The 17,993-nt window shown below is 72.8% G+C and carries 2 protein-coding genes; both read right to left on the reverse strand.

Annotated elements, in window-relative coordinates:
* Window positions 1–140: 140 nt before the first annotated feature.
* Window positions 141–15,014, reverse strand: coding sequence for an SDR family NAD(P)-dependent oxidoreductase (locus tag ABD339_RS19755; RefSeq protein ID WP_344567704.1), 14,874 nt, complete (start codon window positions 15,012–15,014; stop codon window positions 141–143).
* Window positions 15,015–16,722: 1,708 nt separating this feature from the next.
* Entirely contained in the window at window positions 16,723–17,628 is a 906-nt protein-coding gene (locus ABD339_RS19760) for a phosphatidylinositol-specific phospholipase C (RefSeq protein ID WP_344567705.1), read from the reverse strand.
* Window positions 17,629–17,993: the final 365 nt, after the last annotated feature.

Below are 17,993 nucleotides of genomic sequence, written 5' to 3' on the forward strand. Positions count from 1 at the left end.
CCACCGGCGCACTCGCAAGACTCCCGGCAGCGCCGTTCCCCGGGCCGCGCGGGCTGTCGTCCGGGCCACGGGTCCGATCGGGCCGCGGGTGCGGACAACGCCTGTTGTCCGCACCCGCGCCGGTCATCCGCAGGAGCCGGTCACGTACCTGACGCGTTGCCCAGAAGGGCGGAGAGATCGTCGTCCGAGGTGAGGTACCGCCCGGACAGAGCGTCGGCATCGCCCGCCACGAGACGGACGAGGACCGAGGCGGACCGCTCGGGGTCGGCGAACCGGCCCGCCGCCCGCTCGGCCCTCATCCACGAGGTCACCTCATCGCTCCAGCGCTCACCGGTCAGCCCCAGATCGAGCTGCCTTCGCGTGATACCGAGATTCACCAGCCCCGGGTGGTAGCTGAACACGCTGGTTCCGGTGCCCGCCAGTTCGATGGCCAGGTTCTCACCCAGTTTGATCACCGCGGCCTTCGACACGGAGTACCCGGAGACGTTGGGCCAGCGGTGCCTGCCCGCCGCACTGACCATGTTGACGATGCGTCCGCCGCCGCCCTCGATCATGGCAGGAAGGACAGCGCGGCAGGCGGCGGCCGTGCCACGGAGATTGACCTCCATCGCGTGCCACCACTCGTCGTCATCGGTCTCCCACAGCGGGCCCGCCGGGCCGGTCACTCCCGCGTTGTTGACCAGCGCGTCGATCGTGCCGAACCTCTCGGTGGCCCGGGCGACGAGTCCGGGCAGCGCCGCGCGCTCCGCCAGGTCGAAAGGCAGGCTCAGGACATCCGAGCCACGCTCCGCCAGTTCGGCGCCCAGCTTGTCCAGCCGGCCGGTGTCCCTCCCGGTGAGCACGAGACGGGCACCCGCCGCACCAAGGGCCCTGGCGTACAGCTGTCCCAGGTCGCCGGAGGCCCCGGTCAGCATGACCGTCCGGCCCGCGAGCGGGCGCCTGTCCGCCATGACCTCGGACGAGGCCGTCTCCGCCGCCGCACCCGCCGCGGACCGGGCGGCGAGCGCATCGGCCGTCCGCGCAGCCGCGGACTCCGCGGCGGGGAGCCGTGGCGCGGGCTGCTCGGCCCCCGAGAGCTGCGTGTGCAGATACCGTGCCAGCGCCTCGGGCGTCGGGTGGTCGAAGACGAGAGTGGCGCCGAGGGAGCGGCCCGCCAACTTCTCGAGCCGGTTGCGGAGTTCGAGGGCGGTCAGCGAGTCGAAGCCGATTTCGAAGAACGCGCGGTCGGGCTCCACCTCGTCGGGGTCGGCGTGTCCCAGCACGACGGCCACCTCCTCGGAAACCACCTGCCGCAACAGCGCGGTGCCTGCGTCCGCGTCCAGGCCCGCCAGACGGTCGCAGAGCGACTCCCCGCTGCCGGCACCCGCACCGGTACCGGTCGCCGCGCCGGGCCCGTCTCCGCCGGAGGCGGCGCGCGGCCCCGGGACCGCTGCGGCCTCCTCCGCCCGCCCGAGGTGTTCACGCAGCAGAGGTGTGAGGAGGGCCGGGTCGCTGCCGGGCAGCCGGCCGGTCTCCAGCCGCACCGGGAAGACGACGGGATTGGGGGACGAGAGCGCCGCGTCGAACGCCGCGAGGGCGTCACCGGTGGCCAGTGGCAGTATCCCCACCCGGGCGAGCCGACGCAGGTCCGCCTCGTCGAGGTGGCCGCTCAGCTCGCTGCGTTCAGCCCACAGGCCCCACCCGAGGGACAACGCCGCCTCGCCGGCGGCCCGTCGCCGCTGCATCATCGCGTCGATGCAGGCGTTGCCCGCCGCGTAGTTGGCCTGCCCGGCGTTGCCCCACCAGCCCGCCGCCGACGAGCAGACGACGAACCAGTCGAGCCCGAGCCCGCGCGTGAGGTCGTCCAGATGGAAGACGGCGTCCGGCTTGGCCGGCAACACCGCCTCCAGCGTCTCCTCGGTGAGTCCTCGGAACATGCCGTCACGCGTCGCGCCGGCCGCGTGGATGACGCCGCGCAGCGGGCGCTTCGCCGGTATGGCGGAGAGGACCCGCGCCACCTGCTCCCGGTCGCCGACGTCGCAGGCTTCGACCGAGACCGAAGCGCCCAGCTCCCGCAGCTCGTCCGCCAGTTGCACCAGCGCGGGCGAGCGCTGACCGCTCCGGCTCACCAGAATGACGTGGCCCACGCCGTAGGCCGCGACAGCGTGGCGTGCCAGAGCCGCCCCCACCACCCCGCCGGCGCCCGTGACCAGCAGCGAACCCTGCCCCAGCCGAGTGCCGGTGCCCTGGCCGGGCCCGGAGCACGCTGTGTGCCCGGAGCCGCCCGCAGCCGCCGCGGTGATCAGCCGGGGAGCGTATACCCGGCCCTGACGGATGGCCAGTTGCGGTTCCTCGCCCCACGGCAGGACGGTCAGGACGCCGGCCGCCTCGGCTGTGTCCAGATCGGCCAGCACGAGCTGTCCGGGGTGTTCCGTCTGCGCCGTGCGCAGCATGCCCCAAACGGCGGCCTGCGCGGGATCGGCCGGTCCCGCCGCGCCGGACGGCTCGGACGGCCCTTCCGTGACCACGGCGCCGTGGGTGACCACGATCAGCGGGCCGTGGCCGGGCCGCGCGGTGGCCAGCCAGGACTGGACCTCCGCCATGACGGCGCGCAGCGCCGTACGCACTCGCACCGGATCCGCGGCGTCCTTGTCCAGGCATTCCAGAGCACGGACCCGGCAGCCCACCGCCGTCATCCGGGCGACGGTCTCCGCCGCACGCGGGTCCCCGGTGAGGACCAGGTAGTGGCAGTCCTGCGCCGGCCCCGCCGTGGCTGCCGGCCGCACCGGCGTCCACGCGACCTCGAAGAGGCAGTCGGGTGACGTGTCGGCGGGAGCCTCCAGCGTCTCCGGCTCGAACGGGCGGAGGACGAGACCGTCGGCGGTCGCCACCACGTTCCCGTCCGGGTCCCAGGCGGCGAACGCCACGGCGTTCTCGCCCGTCGGAGTCAGCCGGACCCGCAGGCTCGCGGCGCCCTCCCGGTGGATCTCCAGGCCGGACCAGGAGAACGGCAGCCGCAGCCCCTCCCCGGGCAGCACCCCCGGCAGCGCCAGCGCGTGCAGCGCGGAATCCAGCAGGGCCGGGTGCAGGAGATGAGTTGCCGCCCCCTCTGCGGCGGGAGCGGGCAGGACGACCTCGGCGTAGATCTCGCGCTCGCCGTATCGGACCGAGCGCAGCCCCTGGAAGGCCGCGCCGTACCTCAGCCCTTGGCGGGCGAGGCCGGGGTAGACGTCCGTGAGGTCGGCCGCCGTCGTCCCGGCGGGCGGCCACGCGGGCGGGGCGCCCGCCGCCTGGGCCGCTTCGGCCGAGCGCGCGGTGAGCCGTCCCGTCGCGTTGCCGTCCCACGGGATGCCGTCCGCCGATCCGGCGGCCCTGGAGTACACGCTGACCTCGCGCACGCCCTGGCGGTCGGGGGGCGCCACGTACACCTGTACGTCGAGGCCGGCGTCGGTGGGCACCACCATCGGTGCGTGCAAGACCAGTTCCGCCACCCGCTCGCAGCCCGCCTCGCGGCCCGCCCGCACGAGCATCTCCACGATGGCGGTACTCGGCACCACCACGGTGCCGTTCACCTGATGCTCCGTCAGCCACATGGTGCGTGCGGCGGACAGTTCACCTCGCAGCACCACCCCGCCATGGGCGATGCGCACGCGGGTGTCCAGAAGCGGATAGCCCGTCAGACCGCCTTCGGGAGAGGTCAGTTCGCCTCCGGTACGGCGGCCCGGTGCGGTGGGCGCCGGGTCGAGCCAGAAGCGTTCGCGCTGAAAGGCGTAAGTGGGCAGCTCCACCGGCAACGGCAGCCGCGGTCGCGTCCCGGCGCCCAGCACGGCCTCCCACCGTACGTCGGCCCCCCGCACGAACAGACCGGCCGCCGCTTCGAGGACGGACCTGCCCTCGGGACGTCCCTTGCGCAGCAGCGGGATGAGCGTGGCCTCGGAGGGCTCCCGCAGACACTCCGGCACCAGAGCGGACAGCGTGGTCCCGGAGCCCAGCTCGACGAACGTCCGCACGCCCTCGGCCTCCAGGGCGCGCACTGCGTCGTGGAAGCGGACGGCCTCGCGGGCGTGCCGCACCCAGTACGCGGCGGAGGCGAAGTCCCCCGGTGCGGCCGGTGCCCCGGTGAGCGTGGAGACCAGCGGGATGCGGGCGGTGCCGTAGGAGATACGGGACACCACCTCGCGGAACCGGTCGAGCATCGGCTCCATGAGGGGGGAGTGGAAGGCGTGGCTCACCCGCAGCGCGCGCGTCCTGTATCCGCGCCGCTCCAGTTCCGCGACGACCTCCGCCAGCCGGACTCCGTCGCCGGAAAGGACCGTCGCCATGGGCCCGTTGACCGCAGCGACGCCGACCGCCTCCTGGCCCGCCAGCAGGGGGGCGATCTCCTCCTCGGATGCCTGGACCGCCACCATGGCGCCGCCCTCGGGGAGTTCCTGCATCAGCCGGCCACGGGCCGCGACCAAAGCCGCGGCGTCCGGAAGCGACAAGATTCCCGACACATGCGCCGCCGCGATCTCCCCCACGGAGTGACCCGCCAGACAGGCCGGGCGGACACCCCAGGAGGTGAGCAGCTGGTGGAGGGCGACCTGGAGGGCGAAGAGGCAGGGCTGCGCGTACTCGGTCCGGTCCAGGGACGCAGCCGCGTCCGGATCCTCGGCGCCGGCGAACAGCACCTGCGCGGGCGCGCGGCCGAGATGAGGTTCCAAAGCGGTGCTCACCGCTTCGAACGCCTCGGCGTACACGGGGAATTGCCGGTACAGCTCCCGTCCCATGCCCAGCCGCTGGCTTCCCTGGCCTGCGAACAAGAACGCGGTCTTGCGCGGCGTGCGGGCGGCGTCGGCCGTGATGACCCCCGGGTGCCCGGTGTCCGCGGCGGCGGCGGTGAGACCGGCCAGCAACTCCGCCCGGTCGGCGCCGAGTACGACAGCGCGCCGCCCGAAGACCGAGCGGTTCGCGGCCAGCGCCACACCTACCGCCTCGCCGGGCACCTCCGGCCGGGCGGCGACGAAGCGGAGCAGCCGGGCGGCCTGCGCCGTGCGGGCGGCGGGGGTCTTGCCACTGATCACCCACGGTGTCACGCCCGGCGCGGACGCGGGCACGGCCGGGGGCTTGTCCCCCTCCGCCGCAGGCTGTTCGAGGATGATGTGGGCGTTGGTGCCGCTGATGCCGAAGGAGGAGACGGCGGCCCGGCGCGGGCCGTTCTCCGTCGGCCAGGCACGCCGCTCGGTGAGCAGCCGCACCGCTCCCGAGGCCCAGTCCACGTGCGGCGAGGGGGTCTCGGCGTGCAGCGTGCGCGGCATCACGCCGTGCCGCATCGCCATCACCATCTTGATGATCCCGCCGACACCGGCCGCCGCCTGTGTGTGCCCGATGTTGGACTTGAGCGAACCCAGCCAGAGCGGCCGGGGCCGGTCGCGGCCGTAGGTGGCCAGCAGCGCCTGTGCTTCGATCGGGTCGCCCAGGGCCGTACCGGTGCCGTGTGCCTCGATCACGTCGATGTCGTCCGGCGACAGCGCCGCGTTGGCGAGCGCCTGCCGGATGACGCGCTGTTGAGCCGGGCCGCTGGGAGCGGTCAGGCCGTTCGAGGCGCCGTCCTGGTTCACGGCGGAGCCGCGCACCACGGCGAGGACCCGGTGGCCCTCGCGTCTGGCCCGCGACAGCCGTTCCACGACCAGGACACCGGCGCCCTCGGCCCATCCCGTACCGTCCGCGTCCGCGGAGAACGCCTTGCACCGCCCGTCGGCCGCCAGCGCCCGCTGCCGGCTGAAGTCGATGAAGGTGCGGGGGGTGGACATCACCGTCACGCCGCCCACCAGCGCGAGCGAGCACTCTCCTTGACGGAGCGCCTGGCCGGCCAGGTGGAGGGCGACCAGTGAGGACGAGCACGCGGTGTCCACGGAGACGGCGGGCCCCTCAAGGCCCAGGACGTAGGAGACCCGGCCGGACAGCACACTGCCGAGGCTTCCGTTTTGGAGGTAGCCCTCCATGCCGTCCGGGATCTCCTGAAGACGCGAGCCGTAGTCGTGGTACATCACCCCGGCGAACACGCCGGTCGGCGAGCCTTTGAGCGCACGCGGACCGATGCCCGCGTGTTCCAGCGCTTCCCAGCACGTCTCCAGCAGAATCCGCTGCTGCGGGTCGGTGGCGCGGGCCTCACGCGGGGATATGCCGAAGAAGTCCGCGTCGAACCAGGCGGCGTCGTGCAGGAAGCCTCCCGCACGCGCGTAGCTGGTTCCGGGCCGGTCGGGGTCGTCGGAGAAGAGCGTCCCGAGATTCCAGCCGCGGTCGGTGGGGAAGCCGGAGATTCCGTCGACGCCCTCGGCCACGAGGTTCCACAGGTCATCGGGGGCCTTGACGTCTCCGGGGTACCGGCAGGCCATACCGACGATCACGACCGGATCGTCCTCCTCCGCGGGGGCCTGTGCCGGGACCGCTGCCGAGATCGCCGCCGGGGCGGATTCCGGCAACTGCCGCCCCCGCCCCACCGGCTGAGCACCGGCCCCGGTCCTGGGCCCGGCCCCGGTGGTGGAGGAGCCCGCCTCATCGCGGGTCCCGGCTTCGGCCCCGGTCTCTGCCTCGGCGAGGATTTCCGTCAGATGGTCCACGACCGCGGGCGCCGTCGGGTGGTCGAACAGCAGGGTCGGCGGGAGTTGGAGGCCCGTTGCCGCGCTGAGATGATTGCGCAGCTCCAGCGTCATCAGCGAGTCGAAGCCCAGATCCGAGAAGGACCGGGGCAGTTGGTCCTCGCGCAGGCTCTCGCGGCCCAGCACGATCGCCGTGCGCTCCCGCACCAGATCCGTCAGCACCCGGTGCCTGCGCTCCCCGGAAAGCTCCCTCAACGCGGCGGCTTCGCCGCGTCCGGCGCCGCGGGTCGCGGCGTTCGCCCGGGGCCTTTCCGCCGCGGCCCGTACCGGCGGTGCGAAGGACGGCGTCCGGGGGGCGAGGAACGGCGGCAGGGGGCCGGTGTCCGAGTCCGAGAGCGTCCTGGTGCCCAGGCGGACCGGTGCGAGTACGGGCTCGTCCAGCCCGAGAGCCTCGTCGAAGGCCCGCAGCGCGTCGGCGGTGGGGAGCGGCTCGATCCCCACCCGCGACATCCGCCGGAGGTCGGTGTCCTGGAGGTGCGCGGAGAGTTCACCGCGCTCCTCCCACAGCCCCCACACCAGGGAGAGGGCGTGATGCCCGGCCCGGTGCCGGTTGAGCATCAGGGCGTCCACGCAGGCGTTGGCCGCCGCGTAGTTGGCCTGCCCGGCGGTGCCCCACCAGCCCGCGACGGAGGAACACGCCACGAACCAGTCCAGGTTCAGCTCCCGGGTGCAGTCGTCGAGGACCGAGACAGCGTCCGCCTTGGCGGCCAGCACCGCGTGCAGCCGCTCCGGCGTGAGAGCCTCCACAACGCTGTCCGCGAGGGTGCCCGCGGCGTGGATGACACCCGCGAGCGGGTGCGTGGCGGGGATGGCCGCCAAGACGGCCTCGACCTGGGCGCGGTCGGAGACATCGCAGGCCGTGACGGTGACCTCCGCTCCCATCCCGCGGAGTTCGGCTGCGAGCGCGGGGATGCCCGGCCCGGCTTCGCCCCGCCGGCCGGCGAGCACGACATGGCCGATGCCGCGGGTGGCGACGGCATGCCGGGCCAGCGCCGAGCCCACGGTGCCGCCGGCACCGGTTACCAGGACCGAGGCAGCGGCCCACCGTGCGTCCCGGTCGCATCCCCTGCCCGCGGAGGGCATGTCACCCGTGCGGGCCGGCACGCCGGGGCCGCCGGCCGGCCGGAGCGCGGGCACCAGCAACTGCCCGGCGCGTACGGCGATCTGTGACCCGTTCTCGCCGTTCTCGCCGTTCTCGCCGATCGACTCGATGACCCTCGGCAGTGCTTCCGCGCTGCCGGGCTCCTCGTCCAGGTCGACGAGTGCGACCAGGCCCGGGTTCTCGGTCTGTACAGAGCGCACCAGACCCCAGACGGCGGCCTGGGCCGGGTCGGCCTCCGCGGGGCCGGCACCGGCTGCGCACGCCCTGTGCGTGATCACTATCAGGCGCTCGTCCGCCCTCCGGGCCCCGGCCAGCCAGGCTTGGGCCTCCGCCAGGGCGGCGGCCAGCGCCGTACGCACCCGCTCGGAAGCCGTCCCGGTGCCCGGGGCGGCGGGAGCGCCGAGACGGACCGGGCTCGCGCCGGCGGCCGTCAGCCGCCCGGCGGTGGCTGCCGCCGCCGGGCCGTCGCCGACCACCACGTACCGGTGCGCGGCCGGAAGCAGGCCGGCAGTGGTCGCGGTCCGGGCCGGTGACGGCTCCCAGACCATGCGGTACAGGGGTGGGCGGTCCGTGCCGGTGAGGATGTGCCGCAGCTGATCCCGGGGCGCGGGCCGCAGCACCACAGTGGCCTCGGCCACGGGCCGGCCCCGCAGGTCCCGGGCCGCCAGGCGGAGGGTGTCCGGGCCCTCCTGGCGCAGGCGCACCCGCAGGGCGGAGGCCCCGGAGGCATGGCGGCGCACGGCGGACCAGGAGAACGGCAACCGTGCGCACCGGGCGTCGGGCAGCAGTTCGCCGACGGCTGCCGGGTGCAGCGCGGCGTCCAGCAGCGCGGGGTGCAGGAGGTACGCGTCGGCACCCGCGACCGTGTCGGGCAGCCGTACCTCCACGAACAGCTCGCTCCCCGCGCGCCACACCTCGCGCACGCCGCGGAAGGCCGGGCCGTAGGTGAGCCCGCGGCGGTCCAGCTCGTCATAGTACCCCTCCACGCTCAGCCGCTCCGCACCGGCCGGCGGCCACTGCGGGGCAGGATCGCCGGGCGGTGCGGTGGCCGGTTCGAGGGCCGCTTCGACGGCGAGGGTTCCGGTGGCGTGGCGCGTCCATTCCTGCGTCCCGCCAGCCGAGGCGAAGATCTCCACTCCGGCCGTGCCCGACGCTTCGTCGGGCACGATCCGCACCTGGAGGTCCACGGGCCCGTCGGAGGGGACGACCAGCGGGGTGAGGAGCGAGAGTTCCACGATCTCGCCGTGACCGCTCTCCTGTCCGGCGCGGGCCACCGCCTCCAGGAGCGCGGTCCCGGGCACCACCAGGGTGCCCGCCACCTGGTGGTCGGACAGCCAGGGCAGGCGCCGGGGGCTCAGCCGGCCGGTGAACACGGTCCGGCCGCCGGCCGGCACCGCAGCCGCCAGCAGCGGGTGCCGGAGTGCGGCCAGACCGGCGGCTTCCAGGCCGGGTTCCCTGGCGGACGGCGCCAGCCAGAAGCGTTCACGCTGGAACGCGTAGGTCGGCAGCTCGATGTCCCGCGCCGGCGCTTTCGCGAAGTAGGCGTCCCAGTCCACCTCCACACCGGTGGTGTGGAGCCGCCCGGCGGCATAGGCCAGCGAGGCCGTCTCGGACTGGTGGCGGCGCAGCGCCGGCACGATCAGCTGCTCGGTGTCGGCCAGGGCCTCCCGCGCCATGGCCGTCAGCACGCCGCCCGGCCCCAGCTCCACGAAGCGGGTGACCCCTTGTCCGCGCAGATGCCGGATGCCGTCGGCGAATCGGACGGTGCTCCGCACGTGCTCGACCCAGTGGTCCGGGCTGCCGAGCTGTTCGGAGCCCGCGACCCGTCCGGTCAGGTTCGAGACCACGGGGAGAACCGATTCTTCAAAGGTGAGGGTCTCCGCCACAGCGCGGAATCCGGCGAGCATGGGCGTCATCAGGGGCGAGTGAAAGGCGTGGCTGACGGCCAGCTTGGTCACCTTGCGCCCGCTGGCCTCCCAGTCGGCGCCCAGCGCGAGAACCTCCTCTTCGGGGCCGGAGAGGACGACGGATCCGGGGCCGTTGACGGCGGCGACGCTCACCGCGTCGGTGAGGTGGGGCAGTACCTCCTCCTCCCGCGCCTGGACCGCGATCATGGCCCCGCCGGCGGGCAGCCGCTGCATCAGCCGGCCCCGGGCGCTCACCAGCACTGCCGCGTCCGGGAGCGAGAGCGCACCCGAGACATGTGCGGCGGTCAGCTCGCCGACCGAGTGGCCGGTGAGGTAGTCGGGCCGGACCCCGTAGGACTCGAACGTCCGGTACAGCGCCACCTCCACGGCGAACAGCGCCGCCTGGGCATACACCGTGCGGTCGAGCGCTTCCTTGTCCGCGCCCCAGACGACCTCGCGCACCGGCCGGTCCAGGTGCCGGTCCAGTTCCCGGGTCACGGCGTCGAAGGCTTCGGCGAACACCGGGCAGGCGGCGTGGAGTTCACGGCCCATGCCCAGGAACTGCGCGCCCTGGCCGGTGAACATGAACGCCAGCTTGCAGTCCGGAACCGCCTGGTCCTGTGCGGCGCCGATGGCGGAACGGTCCTCTGCCACGGCCCGCAGCGCCTCCAGCAGGGCCTCGGTGGTCTCGCCGACAGCCACCGCGCGGTGGGGAAAGGACGTACGCCGCGTCGCCAGCGCGCGGCCGATGGCCGCAGGCTGGAGCTGTGGCCGATCCGCCACGAAGGAGAGCAGCGACCGGGCTTGCGCTCTCAGCGCGGCGGGGGACCGGGCACTGATCACCCACGGTCCCGCGTCCGGCTGCCGGGGGAGCCGGACGGCCCTCTCACCGGCGGACTCCTCGTGGACGGCCCCGTCTTCACCGGCGGCCTCGCCCGGGGCGGACGCGTCCTCGGCGGGCTGTTCGAGGATGACGTGGGCGTTGGTGCCGCTGATGCCGAAGGACGACACCGCCGCCCGCCGCGCCCGGCCTGCCTCGGGCCAGGTCCGCTCCTCGGTCAGCAGCCGGACGGTACCGGCGATCCAGTCGACGTGGGAGGTCGGCTGCTGAACGTGCAGGGTCTTCGGCAGCACACCGTGCCGCATCGCCATGACCATCTTGATGACGCCCGCGATACCCGCCGCGGCCTGCGTGTGACCGATGTTCGACTTCAGGGACCCCAGCCACAGCGGACGCTCGGCCTCATGCTCCTGGCCGTAGGTGGCCAGCAGGGCCTGTGCCTCGACCGGGTCGCCCAGCCTGGTGCCCGTGCCGTGCGCCTCCACCGCGTCGATGTCGCCGGCCGACAGCCCGGCAGCGGCCAGGGCCTCGCGGATGACATCCTGCTGTGCGGGGCCGTTCGGCGCGGTCAGCCCGTTCGAGGCCCCGTCCTGATTGACCGCGGAGCCCCGCAGCACGGCCAGGACACGGTGGCCCTCGCGCCGGGCACGCGACAGTTTCTCCACGACGAGAACCCCGACGCCCTCGGACCAGCCGGTGCCGTCCGCCGCGTCGGAGAACGCCTTGCAGCGCCCGTCCGCGGCCAGCGCCCGCTGACGGGCGAAATCGGTGAACATGCCGGGTGTGCTCATGACCGTCACCCCGGACGCCAGGGCGAGAGAGCACTCTCCCCGGTGCAGCGCCTCGGCGGCCAGGTGCAGGGCCACGAGGGAGGAGGAGCACGCGGTGTCCACGGTGAGGGCCGGCCCCTCCAGCCCCAGCGCGTAGGCCACCCGGCCGGAGACCACGCTGCCTGCGAGGCCGGTGAGGAGATGTCCCGCGACCTGGTCGGGCCCCTCGTGCAGCGGCGGGCCGTAGTCTCCCGCCATGGCGCCGGCGAAGACGCCCGTTCGGCTTCCCGCGAGGGTCCCGGGCCGGATACCGGCGGCCTCCAGCGCCTCCCAGGACGCCTCCAGCAGCAGCCGCTGCTGCGGATCCATCGCGAGGGCTTCCCGGGGCGAGATGCCGAAGAACTCCGCGTCGAACTCGGCAGCGTCGTAAAGGAACCCGCCGCGCCGGAGCGGACCCGCGTCCGCGGCGCCGCCCGCCGTGCCGGGAACCGCGCCGCCCGCCACGCCCGTGCCGTCGCCCGCCGGCCCCATCAGGTCCCAGTGGCGGTCGTCGGGGTACGCGCCGATGGCGTCCCTCGCCTCGCGCACCAGACGCCACAGATCCCGCGGGGAGCCGACACCCCCGGGAAGGCGGCAGCTCATGCCGACCACGACCACGGGATCGTCGTAGGCGGACACCTCCACACGACGGGAGCCCCCGGCGGCCGCCGCCGGCTCGCCCGCCTGCAGGGCGTCGACGTGCCGCGCCAGGCGTGCCGGGGTGGGGTGGTCGAAGACCGCGCCGGCCGGAAGCTCCAATCCTGTGACGGAGTTGAGCCGGTTGCGCAGTTCGACGGCCATGACCGAATCGAAGCCCTGCTCCTTGAAGGACCGGTCCGCTACGACTTCCGCCGCGTCCGCGCGCAGCACCGTGGCGGTCTGCGCACGGACCAGACTCAGCGAGTCGGCCTCCGTTCCCGGCCCTGCTTCCCGCCTCGGCACCGGATGGCGTTGTTCCGGCACGGCGGGAAGGCCCGGCGTGCTCCCGCCGTCCGCGGGCGACGGCGCCAGCCACAGTCTCCGCCGGTTGAACGCATAGGTCGGCAGGTCTCCCGCGGGCACCGGTATGCCGCTGCCGGGAGACAGCTTTGGCCAGCGCACGGGCGCGCCGCCCGCGTACGCCTCCGCCAGGGAGGTGAGGAAGCGCTCCGGTCCTCCCTCGTCACGCCGGAGAGACCCGGTCACGGTGACGCCGTCCACCGAGGCCCCCTCAGCCGTCTCGGCGATGGCCGCGGCGAGGACGGGGTGGGGGCCGCACTCGATGTAGCTGGTGAAGCCTTCCTCCAGCAGCCCCCGCACCGCTTCGGCGAACCGCACCGGTTCCCGGAGATTGCGCACCCAGTATTCGGCGTCGAGCCCGCTTCCGTCCTGACGGCCGCGGTCCACCGACGAGCAGAAGGGCACCCGCGCCCGGGCCGGTTCGATGTCCGCGAGCAGAGCGGCCAGTTCCGTGCCCAGCGCGTCCACCTGGGCGCTGTGTGAGGCGTAGTCGACCGGGAGCCGGCGTACCTTGGCGCCGGACCGGCTCCAGTCCGCCTCCAGCGCCTCGATGACGTGCGGCTCTCCGGCGACCACGGTGGACTTCGGGCTGTTGACCACGGCGACCGAAACCCCGGAATACCGCCCGATCCTGGCCTGGACCTCTTCCTCGGGCAGGGCGACCGACAGCATGGCACCGTTGCCGGCCAGCCGCTCGGCGATCAGCCGGCTGCGCAGGGCCACTGTCCGGGCCGCGTCCTCCAGGGTCAGCACACCGGCGACGGTGGCGGCGGCGATCTCCCCCTGGGAACTGCCCACCACAGCGCTGGGCACGACGCCCGCCGCCTCCCACATCGCCGCGAGCGACACCATGACCGCCCAGGAGGCGGGCTGGAGGACATCGGCCCTCTCCAGGCCCTCCCCGGTGCGCAGGACCTCCGGAAGGGACCAGTCCACATAGGGGGCCAGCGCTTGTCCGCAACGCTCGGTCCACGCGGCGAAGACGCCGGAGGACTCCAGCAGTTCGGCGCCCATCCCCGCCCACTGGGCGCCCTGGCCGGGGAAGACGAAGACCTGACGCGCGTCCCGGGCGGGGTCCGCGTGGCCGAGCACGACGTGCGGCTCCGGCATCGCGCTCGCCAGGCTGTCCAGCCCGCTGCGCAGACCGGAGCGATCCCGCGCCAGGACGACAGCCCGGTGCGGGAAGACCGTGCGGGCCGTCAGCAGGGAGGCGGACACATCCGCCGGATCCAGATCTGGCCGGCGCGCCATGAAAGCCGCCAGCCGGGACGCCTGCCCCCGCAGGGCCGCCGCGCTCTTCGCACTGAGCACGACGGGGGCCGGTGCGCCGGCCGGTAGCAGCGCCCCGGCGGGGGCGCTCTCTTCCTCTTCCCCCGCCTCGGCGGGTGAGGAGTGCCCGGTGGTGTCCGCCGGAGCCGTGGACGGCACCGCCTTGGCTGCTCCGGCTGCCTCGGCCGAGGGCGGACCGGCCAGCACAAGGTGGCAGTTCGTTCCTCCCATGCCGAAAGAACTCACCCCGGCAAGCCGCTCGTGCGGGGGGTTCGCCCACTCCCGCAACTCCGTCTGGACCCGCATGCGGAGTTCGCCGAGCGGAATGCGCGGGTTGGGCTTCTGGTGGTTCAGGGACGGCGGCAGCTGGCCGTGCTGGATGGCGAGCACCGTCTTGAGCAGTCCGGCGATCCCGGCCGCGCCCTCCAGATGACCGATGTTGGTCTTGACCGACCCCACGGCCAGCGGCGCGTCTTCGGGGCGTCCGTCGCCGGTGACCGCGCCGAGCGCGCTCGCCTCGACGGGGTCACCCACCTTGGTGCCCGTACCGTGCAGCTCCACGTACTGGACCTCGTGGGGCGCGACACCCGCCCGCCGATAGGCGGAACGCAGCACGGATTCCTGGGCCGCCGCGTCCGGCCTGGTCAGGTCGTCGCCGGCGCCGTCGTTGTTCGTCGCGCTGCCGCGGATGACGCAGTACACGTGGTCGCCGTCGGCCAGCGCCCGGGCGAGCGGCTTCAGCACGACGAGCCCACCGCCCTCGCCCCGTACGTAACCGTTCGCCCGCTCGTCGAAGGTGTAGCAGCGCCCGTCCGGCGACAGGCCGCCGAACGCGGAGGCGGCGGCCGAGCTGTCCGGGGCGATGTTCAGGTGTACGCCGCCGGCCAGGGCCATCTCGGACTCGCCGGAGCGCAGGCTCGCACAGGCCAGATGGACGGCGACCAGCGAGGAGGACTGCGCCGAGTCCACGGTGAGGCTGGGGCCCCGCAGCCCCAGCGTGTGCGAGATCCGGTTGGCGATGAGCCCCCTGCTGAGACCGCTCATGGTGTGATGACCGACCGCCGCCGCACCCTGCCGCTGCGCGAGCGTCGCGTAGTCGCTCTGGATCGTCCCGGAGAACACTCCTACGTCCGCGCCCTTGAGGGTCCCGGGTACGATGCCGGCGTTCTCCAGGGCCTCCCAGCCCAGTTCGAGCATCAGCCGCTGCTGGGGGTCCATCGCTGTGGCCTCCCGGGGGGATGTCCCGAAGAATTCGGCATCAAAATGCCCGACATTCTCCAGGTAACCGCCCCAGCGGGAGCCAGCCGCATCCGGGCCGCGCTCGGCAGAAGTCTCGGAGATGGCGGAGCGGGCTTGACTGAGTAGTTCCCAGAACTTGTGCGGAGAATCAGCCTGCGGAAATCGGCACGACATGCCGATGACCGCTGTCCCGTCGAGCGAAGTAGCTTCTGCGGGAGGAGTCTTCATTCACGTTACCCGTCTTCTCGCTGCCCGGGTGGGGCCAGGGGGGCTTCGATGCTCACCTCGTGATCAACTACGCGTCAAGCAAAAAGAAGGTAAAGTGACTGCCGTCTCGTAAGCGCCGGACGACTTTCCGGGCGATCAGGCCGACCCTCCGGGGAAACCGCGGACCAATGGACGGCGGGACGGCTTCGAAGGCTGCTGTCCGCTGCGAGACCGCGTCGTCACCATCCGGCGAGCGTGACGAAGTCGACGTTTAGCGGAGTTCATTTCCGAGTAACCACCGGACGGTACGGAGTACACGCCCGTGCACCGGTTACGGGTTCCTGAGCGGATCCAGCGAGAGCGCCGGACCCGCGGACGATGGGCCATGTGCCCGGGCGGCACGGGGGCGTTCCGCGGCGGGTGTCTCGTGCAGGCGGGGCTTTGGGTGCTGACGTTCCTGGGGTGCTCTCGCCGGGCGCGGAGCGGAAATGTGCTGCGTTCCCATGGCGCGATGAGCCCCCGGTGCGGAACGGGAATCCGGTTCTCCGTCCGAGAGGGCGGGTGGAATACCTGAAATGCCTAGTGGCAAGGCGATGGGTGGCTGAATTTCGTAAGCCATGAAGCCCTGTGTGCTTATTGAACACGCGAAACTTCGATTGGTTTCACTGTATAGCGCTCCCGCGATAGACGTGCTTCCCCATCCCGGGGATCAACGACATTCGAAGAAAGAATTCTCTGTGCGATATGCGGGAGAGTGGCAGGGCGGAAGAATGTGGCGAATTAGCGTGTATCGCAAATCGCCGAATGCAGTCGCAAAGAAAATTTTCGGGCTTCTCTCTGTCGAGACCCGGTCGTCGCCAACCGGCTTAATGCGACGTCAAATACGGTGCATGGTCTTCTTTTTTCGGTTCCATTTCTCTCCCGGCTGGGGCCGAAGGGCTTCAACGGAACCACGGCCACGATCGCCGACCTCGACGCGGAAGCCACGCAGGGACCCGGAGTGCCCCGGCCGGTCACCGCTGCCGGCGGATCTCCCGGCCCGTCGGCCGGGGTGGGCGGTGGGGGTCGCGGCTGGGGCGTGAGGTGACGGAACTCTAGTTGCCTGGCCAGTAACTTGGGGTGCTGGTGCCCTTCCGCGGGAAGGGCCTGTGGCCACTGTTCCGGGACGGGCCGGGCGCGTCGTGGGGCCCGGGCGTGACCATGTCCGGCCGCGCTCTGTGCCGCAGGCCATCGGTACGACACCGCTTCGGCGATCCGACTCCAGTGGTAATGGCCCGACCGGCATCGTTGCTCTTCGCCGGGCGATGAGGCGCCGACCCGGTTCGTCGGCGACGGGGGAATCTTCTGTTCCGCCTCCTGCAATGGTGCCCCGCATCTTCGCTGTTTGCTGCGCGAGTTCCAGATGCCCCCCACGAACGCCGGAGCCGGACCGTGATGTTGTTCCCGGCACCCCTCTGACGCGGTCGCTGCTCCGGGACGCGATGCCCGGCGGATCTCCTCGAAGCGCCTGGAGGTGTCGGACCTGTCCGTGCGCCTGGCTCTGGCCGAAACGGGGTTGCCGGTTCCGCATGGTGGGGGAGCGGCGGTGTTCACCGTGCCTTTCGGCCTGTGGCACGTCTGACGCGCCGCAGGTGGAGGAGCGCGGTCAAGTCGGCCTGCAGCCGGGTGATCTGCTCGCTGACGCGGGCCACATGTGTGGCCCGAGGTTCGGACCTGCGGGGAGGACGCGTCAACTCGCCGGATTATGGCGGAGGAGGGCGTCGATGAGACCCGACTCGGCCTCGGGGAAGTCCATCGGGACGATCCCGAGCCCCGTCTTTCCCGCCATCTCGGACCCTTCGAGGAAGGCGCGTACTTGCGGGTTGAGCCGGGACGCGTTCGACTCGGGCGGCAGCGCGGCGGCCGTACTGACGAAATTGATGTAGAACGGCCCCGGGCTCGTGGCCGCTTTACGGAACTGGTCCCGGATCTTGGGGTACTTGGCGAACGGCTCGGCCTGGTAGTCGTCCTGGATGTCGAACAGGGCGGTGTCGCCGTAGCGGACCCCGGGCAGCCCTCCGTTGTCGGCGAGCAGGACGACCTTGCCGCGCGCTTGCTCCAGCGTCGGCAGCGCGGCGTCCAGCCAGAGGAGGGAGCGCCAGCCCTTCTGGTCCAGGTAGACATCGAAGATCTGCCGGAACTCCTGGTCGTCGACTGTGGAGTACTCCTGTTTGACTCGCATCAAGACCGTCTCGCCCGGATGCGCGGAGAGGAAGTCGCGGCAGGCGATCAGCACGTCACCGAACATGAGGTTCTGGAAGAACGCGCCGTGGTGGATGGCGAACACTCCGTCGATGGCCCGGCAGCGGATGTCCAGGAAGCGGATACCGGCCGCGAGCTGCTCGGCTATGAGGGTGTCCTGGCACTCCACCCACGGGCCACCGAAGCGTGCTCCCGCGTCGTGGCTGCCCGGAATCGTGAGCGACCGGAGCGCGGTCGAGGGCCTCAGCGCCGCCATCCAGTCCGACGGTGCGGCACGGGTGCGGGCGCGTGACAGCCCGCCCGCCGCCACGGCGTTGGAGGTGCCGCCCGCGTACGACAGCAGCCCGGCGGCCGGCAGCACGGCCGCGCTTCTCAAAAACCCTCGTCGCTCCATGCCACCACTCCCGCCGGTTTCGGCTCCTTGTCCGGGGAACATCATGGGGCAGTGGACGACGCGCGGGAAGACCGAGTCCCACGGGGCCCGAGGGCGAACGATTCCCAAGTGGCCTTGCGCTGCGCCCTGTCGGCCCTTCGGTCGGCGTGCTCCTGGCGCGGAGGCGGAGCTGTCGGCGGCGCGCCGGGCGCACTTTGACGCTCACCTCGCAGGCCGCAGCCTCGGCTCGTCGCACCGTCGGGGGCGTGGGGAAGGCGGCGCTTCTCGGCAGAGGCTGTACCGGCGTGTCGTCGTCCGGATCCGCTCCACGCCGGCCGGTGGCGCGATGGTCCCGGGACCGCGGTGGATCCGGCCCCGGCTCCGGT

The organism is Streptomyces axinellae (assembly GCF_039532135.1).
Taxonomy (GTDB): Bacteria; Actinomycetota; Actinomycetes; order Streptomycetales; family Streptomycetaceae; genus Streptomyces; species Streptomyces axinellae.

Coding starts and splice junctions, on each gene's coding strand:
- ABD339_RS19755 (WP_344567704.1), bottom strand. CDS start 15,014: ATGAAGACTCCTCCCGCAGAAGCTACTTCGCTCGACGGGACAGCGGTC.
- ABD339_RS19760 (WP_344567705.1), bottom strand. CDS start 17,628: ATGGAGCGACGAGGGTTTTTGAGAAGCGCGGCCGTGCTGCCGGCCGCC.